The sequence below is a fragment of the Xanthomonas dyei genome (assembly GCF_002939865.1).
Classification (GTDB): domain Bacteria; phylum Pseudomonadota; class Gammaproteobacteria; order Xanthomonadales; family Xanthomonadaceae; genus Xanthomonas; species Xanthomonas dyei.
The window spans coordinates 1-16341 of record NZ_MDEE01000061.1 but is presented as its reverse complement, the minus strand read 5'-3'; the positions used below and the strand labels follow the sequence as shown (position 1 = coordinate 16341).

Annotated in this window: 12 protein-coding genes and 1 tRNA gene; all 13 read left to right on the top strand. The window is 61.4% G+C overall.

Annotated elements, in window-relative coordinates; all coding sequences use genetic code 11:
• The first annotated feature begins 166 nt into the window (after positions 1–166).
• A tRNA-Trp gene (locus XdyCFBP7245_RS21990) sits at positions 167–242 on the top strand.
• Between the two features lie 49 nt (positions 243–291).
• The gene (gene secE, locus XdyCFBP7245_RS21985) at positions 292–702 is read left to right on the top strand and encodes a preprotein translocase subunit SecE (RefSeq protein WP_104617502.1); all 411 of its coding nucleotides are present in this window, start codon (positions 292–294) and stop codon (positions 700–702) included.
• A gap of 13 nt (positions 703–715) precedes the next feature.
• Positions 716–1273, top strand: a complete 558-nt coding sequence (gene nusG / locus XdyCFBP7245_RS21980; protein WP_005993332.1) for a transcription termination/antitermination protein NusG — start codon at positions 716–718, stop codon at positions 1271–1273.
• A gap of 197 nt (positions 1274–1470) precedes the next feature.
• On the top strand, positions 1471–1899 hold the full coding sequence (gene rplK, locus XdyCFBP7245_RS21975; RefSeq protein WP_104617501.1) for a 50S ribosomal protein L11: 429 nt from the start codon (positions 1471–1473) through the stop codon (positions 1897–1899).
• Positions 1900–1902: 3 nt separating this feature from the next.
• Positions 1903–2601, top strand: coding sequence for a 50S ribosomal protein L1 (gene rplA / locus XdyCFBP7245_RS21970; RefSeq protein WP_104617500.1), 699 nt, complete (start codon positions 1903–1905; stop codon positions 2599–2601).
• Positions 2602–3148: 547 nt separating this feature from the next.
• Complete coding sequence (gene rplJ / locus XdyCFBP7245_RS21965) at positions 3149–3682, top strand: 50S ribosomal protein L10 (RefSeq protein ID WP_005993339.1); 534 nt, start codon at positions 3149–3151, stop codon at positions 3680–3682.
• Positions 3683–3737: 55 nt separating this feature from the next.
• On the top strand, positions 3738–4103 hold the full coding sequence (gene rplL / locus XdyCFBP7245_RS21960; protein ID WP_104617499.1) for a 50S ribosomal protein L7/L12: 366 nt from the start codon (positions 3738–3740) through the stop codon (positions 4101–4103).
• Positions 4104–4401: 298 nt separating this feature from the next.
• The gene (rpoB, locus tag XdyCFBP7245_RS21955) at positions 4402–8553 is read left to right on the top strand and encodes a DNA-directed RNA polymerase subunit beta (protein WP_104617498.1); all 4152 of its coding nucleotides are present in this window, start codon (positions 4402–4404) and stop codon (positions 8551–8553) included.
• 100 nt (positions 8554–8653) lie between these two features.
• The gene (gene rpoC, locus XdyCFBP7245_RS21950) at positions 8654–12871 is read left to right on the top strand and encodes a DNA-directed RNA polymerase subunit beta' (RefSeq protein WP_104617497.1); all 4218 of its coding nucleotides are present in this window, start codon (positions 8654–8656) and stop codon (positions 12869–12871) included.
• A 223-nt stretch (positions 12872–13094) separates the two neighbouring features.
• Positions 13095–13469 (top strand): 30S ribosomal protein S12, encoded by a 375-nt coding sequence (gene rpsL, locus XdyCFBP7245_RS21945; RefSeq protein WP_002811712.1) that lies wholly within the window; start codon positions 13095–13097, stop codon positions 13467–13469.
• A gap of 12 nt (positions 13470–13481) precedes the next feature.
• A complete protein-coding gene (gene rpsG, locus XdyCFBP7245_RS21940) occupies positions 13482–13949 on the top strand; it encodes a 30S ribosomal protein S7 (RefSeq protein WP_006450629.1) in 468 nt (155 codons plus the stop codon).
• A 137-nt stretch (positions 13950–14086) separates the two neighbouring features.
• Positions 14087–16204, top strand: coding sequence for an elongation factor G (gene fusA, locus XdyCFBP7245_RS21935; protein ID WP_104617496.1), 2118 nt, complete (start codon positions 14087–14089; stop codon positions 16202–16204).
• A gap of 46 nt (positions 16205–16250) precedes the next feature.
• Positions 16251–16341 (top strand): GTP-binding protein (locus tag XdyCFBP7245_RS23920; protein WP_146091651.1); only part of this gene is annotated, 91 nt, incomplete at its 3' end.

Sequence of the window (16341 nt, the reverse complement as noted above, 5' to 3'; positions counted from 1 at the left end):
AATCCGCGAAGGTGGCCGCACCGTCGGCGCCGGCGTGGTTGCCAAGGTCATCAAGTAAGCAATGCCTGCAGTTCGGCGGCCTCGGTCGCCGAATTTGCGCGAATGGCGGGCCGGCTGAACCGCGGTCCGCCTTCGTTGTCTTAGGGTTTGAGGTAAACGAGTACATACGCCAGTAGCTCAATTGGCAGAGCAGCGGTCTCCAAAACCGCAGGTTGGGGGTTCGAGTCCCTCCTGGCGTGCCACTCCTCTTTCCGGCCCAGCGATTCGGGTCAGATCGGTAACTAGAGCCGGATGAATAGCAAAATCGAGCCTTCCAAAAGCGCGTCTGCTGCAAGCGCTGATATCGTGAAATACGTTGTCTCTGCGATCCTGGTGGTTGCGGGGTTATTTGTGTGGTTCTGGTTTTCTGCGCCGGAGCGGGCCGCGCAGTTGGGAGCCTGGGCGCCGCAGTTGCGTGCGCTGGCTGTCATCGTCGGGTTGGTGGCAGGTGCATTTGTCTTTCTGGGAACCGGCAAAGGTCGGGAAACCCGCGAATTCATGTCCGAATCCAGGTTTGAGTTGCGTAAGGTGGTCTGGCCGACGCGTCAGGAAGCCATTCGCACCACCTGGGTCGTCATTGTTGTTGTGATCATTCTGAGTTTGCTGTTGGGCGGCTTCGACTTCGTCATCCAGAAGCTCACGCAGTGGTTCCTGGCTCGTTGAGGAGAATCAAGCAGTGAAGCGTTGGTACGTCGTTCACGCCTATTCAGGCTTTGAGAAATCGGTTGCGCAGGCATTGCGCGATCGCATCGTTCGCACCGAGATGGAGGATCGTTTCGGTGACGTGCTGGTGCCGACCGAGGAAGTCATCGAAATGCGCGCCGGCCAGAAGCGTCGGTCCGAGCGCAAGTTCTTCCCCGGCTATGTGCTGGTGCAGATCGAGACCCACGAAGAAGCCGGTATTCCACGCATCGATAATGAAAGCTGGCACTTGGTGAAGGAGACTTCCAAGGTGATGGGTTTCATCGGCGGTACGGCTGATCGTCCATTGCCGATTCGCGACGAAGAAGCCGATGCGATCCTGCAGCGTGTTCAGGATGGCGTCGAAAAGCCGCGTCCGAAGGTGCTATTCGAGCCGGGTCAGATGGTGCGTGTCACCGATGGTCCGTTCAACGACTTCAATGGCGTTGTCGAAGAAGTCAACTACGAGAAGAGCCGGTTGCGTGTCGCCGTGCTCATCTTTGGCCGCTCCACGCCGGTCGAGCTCGAGTTCGGTCAGGTCGAGAAGGGCTGACCTGGGCGGGCGCCTGCTAGGCGCCTGCTTTAAATGCTGCTATAGTGCGCGGCTCGCTGACCTGGCGGCCGCCGGGAAATAATGGCTGCCGCATGGCAGCCATCTGCGTGTGGTACACAGCGCGACGCCGGGACGCGTGATTCTCCCGGTCCGATGGGGAGCCTGTTGTCAGGCGTTAGCACCCGGAGAGTATCGAAATGGCTAAGAAGATCACTTCCTTCATCAAGTTGCAGGTTAAGGCCGGTCAGGCCAATCCTGCACCGCCGGTCGGCCCTGCACTGGGTCAGCGCGGTCTGAATATCATGGAATTCTGCAAAGCGTTCAACGCTGCGACTTCCAAGCTGGAGCCGGGTCTGCCGACGCCAGTGATCATCACCGCGTATTCCGACCGTACCTTCACCTTCGTCACCAAGAGCACGCCCGCCAGCGTGTTGCTCAAGAAGGTGGCAGGTGTTACTTCCGGTTCGAAGCGTCCCAATACCGACAAGGTTGGCAAGGTGACGCGCAAGCAGCTGGAAGAGATCGCCAAGACCAAGGAAGCCGATCTGACGGCAGCCGAGCTCGAAGCGGCAGTTCGCACGATTGCGGGTACTGCCCGCAGCATGGGTTTGACGGTGGAGGGCTAAGACATGGCACAGAATAAGCGCGTTAAGGCCATTGCGGCCGCTGTCGTCCCGGGCAAGAACTATGCCTTCGAAGACGCAATCAAGATCCTGAAGACTGCCACCAAGGCCAAGTTCGTCGAATCCATCGACGTTGCCGTGCGCCTGGGCGTTGACGCCAAGAAGTCCGACCAGCAGGTGCGCGGTTCGACCGTGCTGCCGGCCGGTACCGGCAAGAGCGTGCGCGTTGCAGTGTTTGCGCCGGCGGGCGCCAAGGCTGACGAAGCCCTGGCTGCAGGCGCCGAAGCGGTGGGCATGGACGACCTGGCCGAGAAGATGCAGGCCGGCGATCTGAGCTACGACGTAGTCATCGCGACTCCGGACGCCATGCGCGTTGTCGGTAAGCTCGGCACCCTGCTGGGTCCGCGCGGCCTGATGCCGAACCCGAAGGTCGGCACCGTGTCGGCGAATCCGGGCGAAGCGGTCAAGAACGCCAAGTCGGGCCAGGTGCGTTACCGCACCGACAAGGCCGGCATCATCCACTGCACCATCGGCAAGGCCAGCTTCGACGACGAAGCGCTGAAGTCGAACCTGCAGGCGCTGCTGCTGGATCTGGTCAAGGCCAAGCCGGCCACCTCGAAGGGCACCTACCTGCAGAAGGTATCGGTCAGCTCGACGATGGGCCCGGGCGTGACGGTTGATCAGTCGAGCCTGTCGCTGAAGTAATCGAATGCGTCGGGCGTCATGCGCCTGACGTGTTTGTGCAGTACTGCATTGTTTTTCCGGCCCGGGTAACCGTGTGCTGGGAGTCCGTTCCCTCCTTTGGGGTAACGGACATTTTGAAGGCGATCGCCGGCGTGTCCGGCGGTAGCCGTCAAAGACCGCAGGCGCGGTCAGCGCAGATCGACGACGGGCAGGGATGCTCGCACTGGCATGGAGTCGCCGTCGATGCAGCGGGATCGCTTAATTGGTTCGTTTCGAACTGGCCGGCGTAGATGGTGTCGCCCTTCTGGAGTTTTCTGGTTTACGCGCGTCTGGGACATCCCGGATCGAGTCCACTCCAGGTCTAGAACGGCCACCAAAGGAACATCGGTCGATGTTCCCGGCTTCCAGGACGGAAGCTGCCCTGGACCGCAACCGGCAGGAGCCGCGAGCGGAGTAGTTTGAAGCCGGGATTGGAGATTCGGCGTTGGGGATTGGCAGGAGCTGCTGCATGGCTTTCGGCGAATCCCGAACTGCTCATCTCACATCTCAGCTTTAACGGAGGAGTGCAATGGCTCTCAATCTGTCCCAGAAGCAAGAAGTAGTCGCCGAGCTGGCAGACATCGCCGCCAAGGCCCACTCCCTGATCGCCGCCGAATACGCTGGCACCACGGTCTCCCAGATGACCGCGATGCGCAAGCAGGCCCGCGAAACCGGTGTGTTCTTGAAAGTTGTCAAGAACACCCTGGCCGTGCGTGCCGTCGAAGGTACCGAATTTGCTGTCGCGTCTGACAAGCTGGTCGGTCCTTTGGTGTATGCGTTTTCGATGGAGGAGCCCGGCGCTGCCGGTCGCCTGATCAAGGAATTCGCCAAGAGCAACGACAAGCTGCAGGCCAAGGTTGTGGCAATCGGCGGGGAACTGTTCCCGGCGAGCCACGTCGACGTGTTGGCTTCGCTGCCGACTCGTGACCAGGCTCTGGCCATGCTGGCCCGCGTGCTGTCCGAACCGGCTGCCATGTTCGCCCGTGCCGTCAAGGCCGTTGGCGACAAGCAGGGTGGTGGCGACGAAGCCGCCGCGCCGGTCGCCGAGACTGCCGAAGCTTGATGTCCTAGCGTCTGCTAGAAACCATTCCAGAATCAATTTCTAAAAGGTAATCACAATGTCCCTTACCAACGAACAGATCGTCGACGCCATCGCCGAGAAGTCCCTGATGGAAGTGATGGAGCTGGTCAAGGCCATCGAAGAGAAGTTCGGCGTCTCCGCCGCCGCTCCTGTTGCGGCAGTTACTTCTGGCCCGGCCGCTGTGGTCGAAGAACAGACCGAGTTCAACGTGGTGCTGGTCAACTGCGGCGCCAACAAGGTCGGCGTCATTAAGGCCGTGCGTGCCGTGACCGGCCTGGGTCTGAAGGAAGCCAAGGATCTGACCGAAGCCGGTGGCATCCTGAAGGAAGGCGCGTCCAAGGACGAAGCCGAGAAGATCAAGAAGGAACTGACCGAAGCCGGCGCGACCGTCGAAGTCAAGTAAGCAGCATCTTGCATCGCCAGCGTTTTACGGTGATGCACTGAAGGCTGGGGGCCCAAAGCCCCCGGCCTTTGGCCGTTTCGGACGTGAGTCGGGAATGGGAGTTCGAGATCTGCAACTGCAAGGTTGCGCTTTTCCGAATCCCACATCTCCACTCCCGATTCCCGGCCTCACCGAGTTGGTAGTTGGAAGTAGCAGGAGAAGGCGTGCTGGTGCCGGCAATACCAGCGACTTCCAACTGACAATTTTGTTATTTCAGGGCCGCCGCGACGCGGCCCCCGCAGCCTAGGGTGAAGACCTCATGACGTCTTATTCGTTCACCGAAAAAAAGCGTATCCGCAAGGATTTCGGTAAGCAGCGCTCGATTCTCGAAGTGCCGTTTCTGCTTGCCATCCAGGTGGATTCCTATCGCGAATTCCTGCAGGAAGATGTGGAGCCGACCAAGCGCAAGGACCTCGGTCTGCATGCTGCTCTGAAGTCGGTGTTCCCGATCTCCAGCTACAGCGGCAATGCTGCGCTCGAGTACGTGGGCTACAAGCTGGGTCAGCCGGTGTTTGACGAGCGCGAATGCCGTCAGCGCGGCATGAGCTATGGCGCGCCGCTGCGCGTGACCGTGCGTCTGGTGATCTACGACCGCGAGTCGTCGACCAAGGCCATCAAGTACGTGAAGGAGCAGGAGGTCTATCTCGGCGAAATCCCGCTGATGACCGGCAACGGTACCTTCATCGTCAACGGCACCGAGCGCGTGATCGTGTCGCAGCTGCACCGCTCGCCGGGCGTGTTCTTCGACCACGACCGTGGCAAGACGCACAGCTCGGGCAAGCTGCTGTACAGCGCCCGCATCATTCCGTACCGCGGTTCCTGGCTGGACTTCGAGTTCGACCCGAAGGATGCGCTGTTCACCCGTATCGACCGTCGCCGCAAGCTGCCGGTGTCGATCCTGTTGCGCGCGCTTGGCTACAACAACGAAGAGATGTTGGCCGAGTTCTTCGAGATCAACACGTTCCATATCAATCCGGACGAAGGCGTGCAGCTGGAGCTGGTGCCGGAGCGTCTGCGTGGTGAAACGCTGAACTTCGACCTGGCCGATGGCGACAAGGTCATCGTGGAAGCGGGCAAGCGCATCACCGCCCGTCACGTCAAGCAGCTGGAAGCCGCCGGCGTTGCTGCGCTGGCCGTGCCGGACGACTACCTGGTCGGCCGCATCCTGTCGCACGACGTGGTCGATGGTTCGACCGGCGAACTGCTGGCCAATGCCAACGACGAGATCAGCGAAGACCAGTTGGCTGCCTTCCGCAAGGCCGGCGTCGACGCGGTCGGCACCCTGTGGGTGAACGATCTTGATCGCGGTCCGTACCTGTCCAACACCTTGCGCATCGATCCGACCAAGACGCAGCTCGAAGCGCTGGTCGAAATCTACCGCATGATGCGTCCGGGCGAGCCGCCGACCAAGGAAGCCGCGCAGAACCTGTTCCACAACCTGTTCTTCACCTTCGAACGCTACGACCTGTCCACGGTCGGCCGCATGAAGTTCAACCGTCGCGTCGGCCGCAAGGAAGTGCTGGGCGAGTCGGTGCTGTACGACAAGAAGTACTTTGCCGAGCGTAACGACGAAGAATCCAAGCGTCTGGTCGCCGAGCACACCGACACCTCCGACATCCTGGAAGTGATCAAGGTGCTCACCGAAATCCGCAACGGTCGCGGCGTGGTCGATGACATCGATCACCTGGGCAACCGTCGCGTGCGTTCGGTCGGCGAAATGGCCGAGAACGTGTTCCGCGTGGGCCTGGTCCGCGTCGAGCGCGCGGTCAAGGAGCGTCTGTCGATGGCGGAGTCGGAAGGTCTGACCCCGCAGGAACTGATCAACGCCAAGCCGGTGGCCGCCGCGATCAAGGAATTCTTCGGTTCCTCGCAGCTGTCGCAGTTCATGGACCAGAACAACCCGCTGTCGGAAGTGACGCACAAGCGTCGCGTGTCCGCACTGGGCCCGGGCGGTCTGACCCGCGAGCGTGCAGGCTTCGAAGTGCGCGACGTGCATCCGACCCATTACGGCCGCGTCTGCACCATCGAAACGCCGGAAGGCCCGAACATCGGCCTGATCAACTCGCTGGCGGTGTTCGCCCGCACCAACCAGTACGGCTTCCTCGAGACGCCGTACCGGAAGGTGCTGGACGGCAAGGTCTCCGACGACGTCGAATACCTGTCGGCGATCGAAGAAAACGAGTACGTGATCGCCCAGGCGAACGCGCTGACCGACGTCAAGAACATGCTCACCGAGCAGTTCGTGCCGTGCCGGTTCCAGGGCGAGTCGCTGCTCAAGCCGCCGGCAGAAGTCCACTTCATGGACGTGTCGCCGATGCAGACCGTGTCGGTCGCAGCGGCGCTGGTGCCTTTCCTGGAACACGATGACGCCAACCGCGCACTGATGGGCGCCAACATGCAGCGCCAGGCCGTGCCGACGTTGCGTTCGCAGAAGCCGCTGGTCGGTACCGGCATCGAGCGTGCGGTTGCGCGCGACTCGGGCGTGACCGTCAACGCGCTGCGTGGTGGCGTGATCGAGCAGATCGATGCGGCCCGCATCGTGGTCAAGGTCAACGAGGCAGAAATTGGCGGCGGCACCGATGCCGGCGTGGATATCTACAACCTGATCAAGTACACCCGCTCCAACCAGAACACCTGCATCAACCAGCGTCCGCTGGTGAATGTAGGCGACGTGATCGCGCGCGGCGACGTGCTGGCCGACGGCCCGTCCACCGACATCGGTGAGCTGGCGCTGGGTCAGAACATGCTGATCGCCTTTATGCCGTGGAACGGCTACAACTTCGAAGACTCCATCCTGCTCTCCGAGCGCGTGGTGGAAGAGGATCGTTACACCACGATCCACATCGAAGAGCTGACCTGCGTTGCACGCGACACCAAGCTGGGGCCGGAGGAAATTTCCGCCGACATCCCGAACGTGTCCGAGCAGGCCTTGAACCGTCTGGACGAAAGCGGCGTGGTGTACATCGGTGCGGAAGTGCGCGCCGGCGACATCATGGTCGGCAAGGTCACGCCGAAGGGCGAAAGCCAGTTGACCCCGGAAGAAAAGCTGCTGCGTGCGATCTTCGGTGAGAAGGCGTCCGACGTGAAGGACAGCTCGCTGCGCGTGCCCCCGGGCATGGACGGCACCGTCATCGACGTGCAGGTCTTCACCCGCGACGGCATCGAGAAGGACAAGCGTGCGCGCCAGATCGAAGAATCCGAGATCAAGCGCGTCAAGAAGGACTTCGACGACCAGTTTCGCATTCTGGAAGCGGCCATCTACGCACGTCTGCGCTCGCAGATCGTGGGCAAGGTCGCCAATGGCGGTCCGAATCTGAAGAAGGGCGACAACGTCACCGACGCGTATCTGGACGGACTGAAGAAGTCCGATTGGTTCCAGCTGCGCATGAAGGACGAAGACGCTGCCGACGCCATCGAACGCGCGCAGAAACAGATCCAGGCGCACGAGAAGGAATTCGAAGCACGCTTTGCCGACAAGCGCGGCAAGATCACCCAGGGCGACGACCTCGCACCGGGCGTGCTGAAGATGGTCAAGGTGTTCCTGGCGGTGAAGCGTCGCATCCAGCCGGGCGACAAGATGGCAGGCCGCCACGGCAACAAGGGTGTGGTCTCCAACGTCGTGCCTGTCGAAGACATGCCGTACATGGCGACCGGCGAGCCGGTGGACATCGTGCTGAACCCGCTCGGCGTGCCGTCGCGTATGAACATCGGCCAGATTCTGGAAGTGCATCTGGGCTGGGCCGCCAAGGGCTTGGGTCGCAAGATCCAGCGCATGCTGGAAGCACAGGCCGCGGTCAGCGAGCTGCGCAAGTTCCTGGACGACATCTACAACCACGACAGCGCGATCAATGCGCAGCGTGTGGATCTGTCGCAGTTCAGCGATGAGGAACTGCTCAACCTGGGCAAGAACCTGATCGACGGCGTGCCGATGGCCACCCCGGTGTTCGACGGTGCCAGCGAAGCGGAAATCAAGCGCATGCTGGAACTGGCCGAACTGCCGCAGAGCGGTCAGACCCAGCTGTACGACGGTCGCACCGGCGAAGCGTTCGATCGCAAGACCACGGTCGGTTACATGCATTACCTGAAGTTGAACCACTTGGTCGACGACAAGATGCATGCCCGTTCGACCGGCCCGTACTCGCTCGTGACCCAGCAGCCGCTGGGCGGCAAGGCGCAGTTCGGTGGTCAGCGCTTCGGCGAAATGGAAGTCTGGGCGCTGGAAGCCTACGGCGCGGCCTACACCCTGCAGGAAATGCTGACGGTGAAGTCCGACGACGTGCAGGGCCGCAACCAGATGTACAAGAACATCGTCGATGGTGAGCACGAGATGGTCGCGGGCATGCCGGAGTCCTTCAACGTGTTGGTGAAGGAAATCCGCTCGCTGGCGATCAACATGGAACTGGAAGAGTGATCGAGCTGGATCCAGGCGCCGTCATGCGGTGCCTGGATCCGGAACGTAATGCCCTCGGTTTCATCTCAGATACGAAATTCCTCCGACCCGGAGATATCCAATGAAAGACCTGCTCAACCTCTTCAATCAACAGCGCCAGACGCTGGATTTCGACGCGATCAAGATCGCGCTGGCATCGCCTGACCTGATCCGTTCGTGGTCCTACGGCGAAGTGAAGAAGCCCGAAACCATCAACTACCGCACCTTCAAGCCGGAGCGTGACGGCCTGTTCTGCGCCGCGATCTTTGGCCCGATCAAGGATTACGAGTGCCTGTGCGGCAAGTACAAGCGCATGAAGCACCGTGGCGTGGTCTGCGAAAAGTGCGGCACCGAAGTCACCCTGGCCAAGGTGCGTCGCGAGCGCATGGGTCACATCGACCTGGCCTCGCCGGTCGCGCATATCTGGTTCCTCAAGTCGCTGCCCTCGCGTATCGGTTTGATGCTGGACATGACCCTGCGCGACATCGAGCGCGTGCTGTACTTCGAAGCCTACGTGGTCACCGAGCCGGGCCTGACCCCGCTCGAGCGCCGCCAGCTGCTGACCGAAGAGCAGTATCTGACCGCACGCCAGGAGTACAACGACGACTTCGACGCCGCCATGGGCGCCGAGGCCGTGTACGAGCTGCTGCGCACGATCGACCTGCAGTCGGAAATGACCCGTCTGCGCGAAGAAATCGCCAGCACCGGTTCGGAAACCAAGCTCAAGCGTCTGACCAAGCGCATCAAGTTGATCGAAGCCTTCCTGGAATCGGGCAACCGTCCGGAGTGGATGGTCATGACCGTGCTTCCCGTGCTGCCGCCGGACCTGCGTCCGCTGGTGCCGCTGGATGGCGGCCGCTTCGCGACCTCGGATCTGAACGATCTGTACCGCCGCGTGATCAACCGCAACAACCGTCTGCGTCGCCTGTTGGAGCTCAACGCTCCGGACATCATCGTGCGCAACGAAAAGCGCATGCTGCAGGAATCGGTCGATGCGCTGCTGGACAACGGCCGTCGCGGCCGTGCCATCACCGGCACCAACAAGCGTCCGCTGAAGTCGCTGGCCGACATGATCAAGGGCAAGCAGGGCCGGTTCCGTCAGAACCTGCTCGGCAAGCGCGTGGATTACTCCGGTCGTTCGGTCATCACCGTCGGTCCGTACCTCAAGCTGCACCAGTGCGGCCTGCCGAAGAAGATGGCGCTCGAGCTGTTCAAGCCGTTCGTGTTCGCCAAGCTGCAGCGTCGTGGCCTGGCCACCACCATCAAGGCCGCCAAGAAGCTCGTCGAGCGCGAAGAGGCGGAGGTGTGGGACATCCTCGAAGAAGTCATTCGCGAGCATCCGGTGCTGCTGAACCGTGCGCCGACCCTGCACCGTCTGGGCATCCAGGCGTTCGAGCCGGTGTTGATCGAAGGCAAGGCCATCCAGCTGCATCCGCTGGTATGTACCGCCTTCAACGCCGACTTCGACGGTGACCAGATGGCCGTCCACGTGCCGCTTTCGCTGGAAGCCCAGCTGGAAGCGCGTGCGCTGATGATGTCCACCAACAACATCCTGTCGCCGGCCAACGGCGAGCCGATCATCGTGCCGTCGCAGGACGTGGTGTTGGGCCTTTACTACATGAGCCGCGCCCTGGAGAACAAGAAGGGCGAGGGCATGGTGTTTGCGAACACCAGCGAAGTGAAGCGCGCCTACGACAACCGCGTGGTGGAACTGCACGCCAAGGTCAAGGTTCGCATCACCCAGGTGGACGTCGACGCCGTCGACGGCAAGCGCACCAGCGGCACCTCGATCGTGGACACCACGGTCGGTCGTGCGTTGCTGAGCGAAATCCTGCCGGAAGGTCTGCCGTTCCAGCTGGCCAACACCGAGATGACCAAGAAGAACATCTCGCGTCTGATCAACTCCAGCTACCGTCTGCTGGGCTTGAAGGACACCGTCGTGTTCGCCGACAAGCTGATGTACACCGGTTATGCCTACGCCACCCGCGCAGGCGTGTCGATCGGCATCGACGACATGCTGATCCCCGACGAGAAGAAGGGCATCCTCACCGAGGCAGAAGCCGAAGTCCTGGAAATCCAGGAGCAGTACCAGTCGGGCCTGGTCACCGCCGGCGAGCGTTACAACAAGGTCGTGGACATCTGGTCGCGTACCAGCGAGCGCATCGCCAAGGCGATGATGGACACCATCGGTACCGAGAAGGTTGAAAATGCCAAGGGCGAAACCATCGACCAGAAGTCGATGAACTCGCTCTACATCATGGCCGACTCCGGTGCGCGTGGTAGCCAGGCGCAGATCCGTCAGCTGGCCGGTATGCGCGGCCTGATGGCGCGTCCGGACGGCTCGATCATCGAGACCCCCATCAAGGCCAACTTCCGCGAAGGCTTGAACGTGCAGGAGTACTTCAACTCCACCCACGGTGCGCGTAAGGGTCTGGCCGATACCGCGTTGAAGACCGCGAACTCGGGTTACCTGACCCGTCGTCTGGTCGACGTCGCGCAGGACGTGGTGATCACCGAAGTCGATTGCGGCACCACCGAAGGGTTGATCATGACCCCGATCGTGGAAGGCGGCGACGTGGTGGAGCCGTTGAAGGAGCGCGTGCTGGGCCGTGTCGTGGCCGAGGACGTCTACCTGCCGGGCAACGACGAAGAGCCGATCGTCACCCGCAATACGCTGCTCGACGAAGCCTGGGTTGCCAAGCTGGAAGACGCCAGCGTGCAGTCGGTGAAGGTGCGTTCGACCATCAGCTGCGAATCGTCGTTCGGCGTGTGCGCACGTTGCTATGGTCGAGATCTTGCACGTGGTCACCAGGTCAACATCGGTGAAGCGGTCGGTGTCATCGCCGCCCAGTCGATCGGTGAGCCGGGTACCCAGCTGACCATGCGTACGTTCCACATCGGTGGTGCGGCATCGCGTGCGGCTGCGGTGGACAACATCACCGTCAAGACCACCGGTTCGGTGAAGTTCAACAACCTCAAGTCGGTGGCGCATGCCAGCGGCGCACTGGTTGCGGTCTCGCGTTCTGGCGAACTGTCCGTGCTCGATGGCCACGGCCGCGAGCGCGAGCGTTACAAGCTGCCGTACGGCGCCACCATCACCGCCAAAGACGGCGATGCGGTCAAGGCCGGGCAGGGCGTGGCCAACTGGGATCCGCATAACCACCCGATCGTGTCGGAAGTGGCCGGTTTCATTCGCTTCATCGACTTCGTCGACGGCGTCACCGTCATCGAGAAGACCGACGAACTGACTGGCCTGGCCTCGCGCGAAATCACCGACCCGAAGCGTCGCGGTGCGCATGCCAAGGAACTGCGCCCGATCGTGCGCATCGTCGATGGCAAGGGCAACGACCTGACGATCCCCAATACGGATCTGCCGGCGCAGTACCTGTTGCCCCCGCGCTCCATCGTCAACCTGCAGGACGGCGCCGCTGTCGGCGTGGGCGACGTGGTCGCCAAGATCCCGCAGGAAGCGTCCAAGACCCGCGACATCACCGGTGGTCTGCCGCGCGTTGCCGACTTGTTCGAAGCACGCAAGCCGAAGGATCCGGCGATCCTGGCCGAGCGCTCGGGCATCATCAGCTTCGGTAAGGACACCAAGGGCAAGCAGCGTCTGATCATCAAGGACACCGATGGGTCGGAACACGAAGAGCTGATCCCGAAGTACCGCCAGATCATCGTGTTCGAAGGCGAGCATGTGACCAAGGGCGAGACCGTGGTGGACGGCGAGCCGAGCCCGCAGGACATCCTGCGTCTGTTGGGTGTCGAGCCGCTGGCCGCGTATCTGGTCAAGGAAATCCAGGACGTGTATCGCCTGCAGGGCGTGAAGATCAACGACAAGCACATCGAGGTGATCACTCGCCAGATGCTGCGCAAGGTCGAGATCACCGACCAGGGCACCAGCAAGTTCCTCAATGGCGAGCAGGTCGAGCGCCAGCGCGTCATCGAGGAAAATGTCCGCCTGGTCAAGCGCAACGAACTGCCGGCCAAGTACGATCCGGTGCTGCTGGGTATCACCAAGGCCTCGCTGGCCACCGAGTCGTTCATCTCGGCGGCCTCGTTCCAGGAGACCACGCGCGTGTTGACCGAGGCTGCCGTGCGCGGTACCCGCGACAACCTGCGCGGCCTGAAGGAAAACGTGATCGTGGGTCGCCTGATCCCGGCCGGTACCGGTCTGGCGTATCACGCCGGCCGTCGTAAGTCGTCGGGTCTGACCGACTCGGAAATGGAAACGCTGTCGGGCAAGCCCGCAGTTGCCGAACCGGTCGCAGCTGTGGCGGACGCTGGGGCGGACGAGGAGTAAGCGCTTGCGACGGCGTTCGCAAGATCGCCGTCAGCCAAGCCAGAGGAGGGCAGGAAGCCCTCCGTTTTCCGGCCTTTGGATGGGCCAGCAGGGTTGGGTTTCCGTGAAGTTGACGGAGTTTCGTCCTGCCAGCTATACTTCCCTGTCTCGGCGGGCCGTTTTTCGGCCTGCCTTCGTTTTCGTGCAAGGCCGTCTCGGCCTCTCTAATCAGAAGAATCAACTGATGACGACGATCAATCAGCTGGTCCGCAAGCCTCGGCAAGCGACCACCTACAAGAGTGCCTCCCCGGCACTGGACAAGTGTCCGCAGCGCCGCGGCGTCTGCACACGCGTCTACACCACTACCCCGAAGAAGCCGAACTCGGCCCTGCGTAAGGTTGCCAAAGTGCGCCTGACCAATCAGGAAGAGGTCATCAGCTACATCGGTGGTGAAGGCCACAACCTACAGGAGCACTCCGTGGTCCTGATTCGTGGTGGCCGCGTCAAGGATCTTCCCGGTGTGCGTTATCACACCGTCCGTGGTTCGCTGGACGCCGCCGGCGTCGCAAAGCGCCGTCAAGGTCGTTCCAAGTACGGCGCCAAGCGCCCGAAGAGCTAAGGAAATACTCCAATGTCCCGTAAAGGTTCTACTCCGCAGCGCACCGTCCTGCCTGATCCAAAGCATGGCAGCGAAACCATTGCCCGCTTCATCAATATGGTGATGCAAAGTGGCAAGAAGTCGGTTGCTGAGAAAATTGTCTATGGCGCGATGGACGTCATTGGCGAAAAGAATCCGAATGCCGTCGAGCTGGTGCAGAAAGCACTGGACAACGTGGCCCCGGCTGTCGAAGTTAAATCGCGTCGCGTCGGTGGTGCTACCTATCAGGTGCCCGTCGAAGTGCGCTCCTCACGTCGTACAGCGCTGGCAATGCGCTGGTTGATCGATTCCGCGCGCAAGCGTGGCGAGAACACCATGCCGCGCAAGCTGGCTGCAGAACTGTTGGACGCCTCGGAAAGCCGTGGCGGCGCGATCAAGAAGCGCGAAGAGACTCACCGTATGGCGGAAGCGAACAAGGCGTTCGCACACTACCGCTGGTGACCTCGGGGGCCTTGGTAACGGGGCCCTTCAGCACCATATGAGTGCTGTTTGCGACGCGTCTCGCGTCGCATTCAATCCGAAGGCCGCCGAAAGGCGGCGTTCGGCCATCCGAAATCCAAGAAATTGAGAGGCTCCCCGTGGCCCGCACCACCCCTATCGAGCGTTACCGCAACTTCGGCATCATGGCCCACATCGATGCCGGCAAGACCACCACTTCCGAGCGCATCCTGTTCTACACCGGTGTCAGTCACAAGATCGGCGAAGTCCATGACGGCGCTGCAGTGATGGACTGGATGGAGCAGGAGCAGGAGCGTGGTATCACCATCACCTCCGCTGCGACCACTGCGTTCTGGTCGGGCATGGACAAGTCCATGCCGCAGCATCGCCTGAACATCATCGATACCCCCGGGCACGTCGACTTCACCATCGAAGTGGAGCGCTCCTTGCGCGTGCTCGACGGTGCGGTGTTCGTGCTTTGTGCGGTCGGTGGCGTGCAGCCGCAGTCCGAGACCGTGTGGCGCCAGGCCAACAAGTATTCCGTGCCGCGCATGGCCTTCGTCAACAAGATGGACCGTACCGGTGCCAACTTCGACAAGGTCGTTGAACAGCTGAGAGCCCGTCTGGGTGCCTACGCCGTGCCGATGCAGGTGCCGATCGGCGCTGAAGACGGTTTCGAGGGCGTGGTCGACCTGTTGAAGATGAAGGCGATTCATTGGGATATCGCGTCACAGGGCACCACCTTCGAATACGGCGACATCCCGGCCGACCTGGTCGAGATTGCGACCGAGGCGCGTTCGTTCATGGTCGAAGCGGCTGCAGAAGCCAGCGAAGAACTCATGGACAAGTACCTCAACGAAGGCGACCTGAGCGAAGAAGAGATCCTGGTGGGTCTGCGCGAGCGCACCCTGAAGGTCGAGATCGTGCCGGTGTTCTGCGGCTCGGCGTTCAAGAACAAGGGTGTGCAGGCAATGCTAGACGGCGTTGTGCATCTGCTGCCGTCGCCGGCCGACCGTCCGCCGGTTGCCGGCATCGACGAAGACGAGAAGGAAGACAGCCGTCCTGCGACCGACACCGCGCCGTTCTCGGCGTTGGCGTTCAAGATCATGACCGATCCGTTCGTGGGCTCGCTGACGTTCTTCCGTGTCTACTCGGGCACGCTGAATTCCGGCGACCAGGTCTATAACCCGGTCAAGTCGAAGAAAGAGCGCGTGGGCCGCATCCTGCAGATGCATTCCAACAATCGCGAAGAGATCAAGGAAGTGCGCGCTGGTGACATCGCCGCGGCCGTGGGTCTGAAGGACGTCACCACCGGCGACACGCTGTGTGCGCAGGACAAGATCATCACCCTGGAGCGCATGGTTTTCCCGGAGCCGGTGATCTCGATGGCGGTGGAGCCCAAGACCAAGTCGGACCAGGAAAAGATGGGTACGGCGCTGGGTCGCCTGGCGCAGGAAGATCCCTCGTTCCGCGTCAAGACCGATGAAGAATCCGGCCAGACCATCATCTCCGGCATGGGCGAGTTGCACCTGGACATCATCGTCGACCGCATGCGTCGCGAGTTCAATGTCGAGGCCAATGTCGGCAAGCCGCAGGTTGCGTATCGCGAAACGATCCGCAAGACCGACGTCAAGTCCGACTACAAGCACGCCAAGCAGTCCGGTGGTAAGGGTCAGTACGGTCACGTCGTGATCGAGCTGTCGCCGATGACCGAAGAAGATCGCAAGAGCGATAACGTCAAAGACGATTTCCTCTTCATCAATGACATCACCGGCGGCATCATTCCGAAGGAATTCATCCCCTCGGTCGAAAAGGGCCTGCGCGAAACGATCACCAGTGGTCCGATCGCAGGCTTCCCGGTGGTAGGCGTGAAGGTCAAACTGGTGTTCGGCTCGTACCACGACGTCGACTCCTCGGAAATGGCGTTCAAGCTGGCCGCATCGATGGCGTTCAAGCAGGGCTTTGCGAAAGCCAGCCCGGTGTTGCTCGAGCCGATCATGAAGGTCGAGATCGTCAGCCCGGAGGATTACCTGGGCGACGTGATGGGCGACGTGAGCCGCCGTCGCGGCGTGTTGCAGGGCCAGGACGACAGTCCGTCGGGCAAGATCATCAATGCGATGATTCCGCTGGGTGAAATGTTCGGCTACGCGACCTCGCTGCGCTCGATGAGCCAGGGGCGTGCGACGTTCTCGATGGAATTCGACCATTACGAAGAGGCGCCGGCCAACATCGCCGACGCCGTTACCAAGAAGGGCTGAGTTCGCTCAGCCGCTTCAAAAATTTTCTAATTAGAGGTAGTAAGTCATGGCAAAAGCTAAATTCGAGCGCACCAAGCTGCACGTCAATGTCGGCACCATCGGTCACGTTGACCATGGCAAGACCACGTTGACCGCTG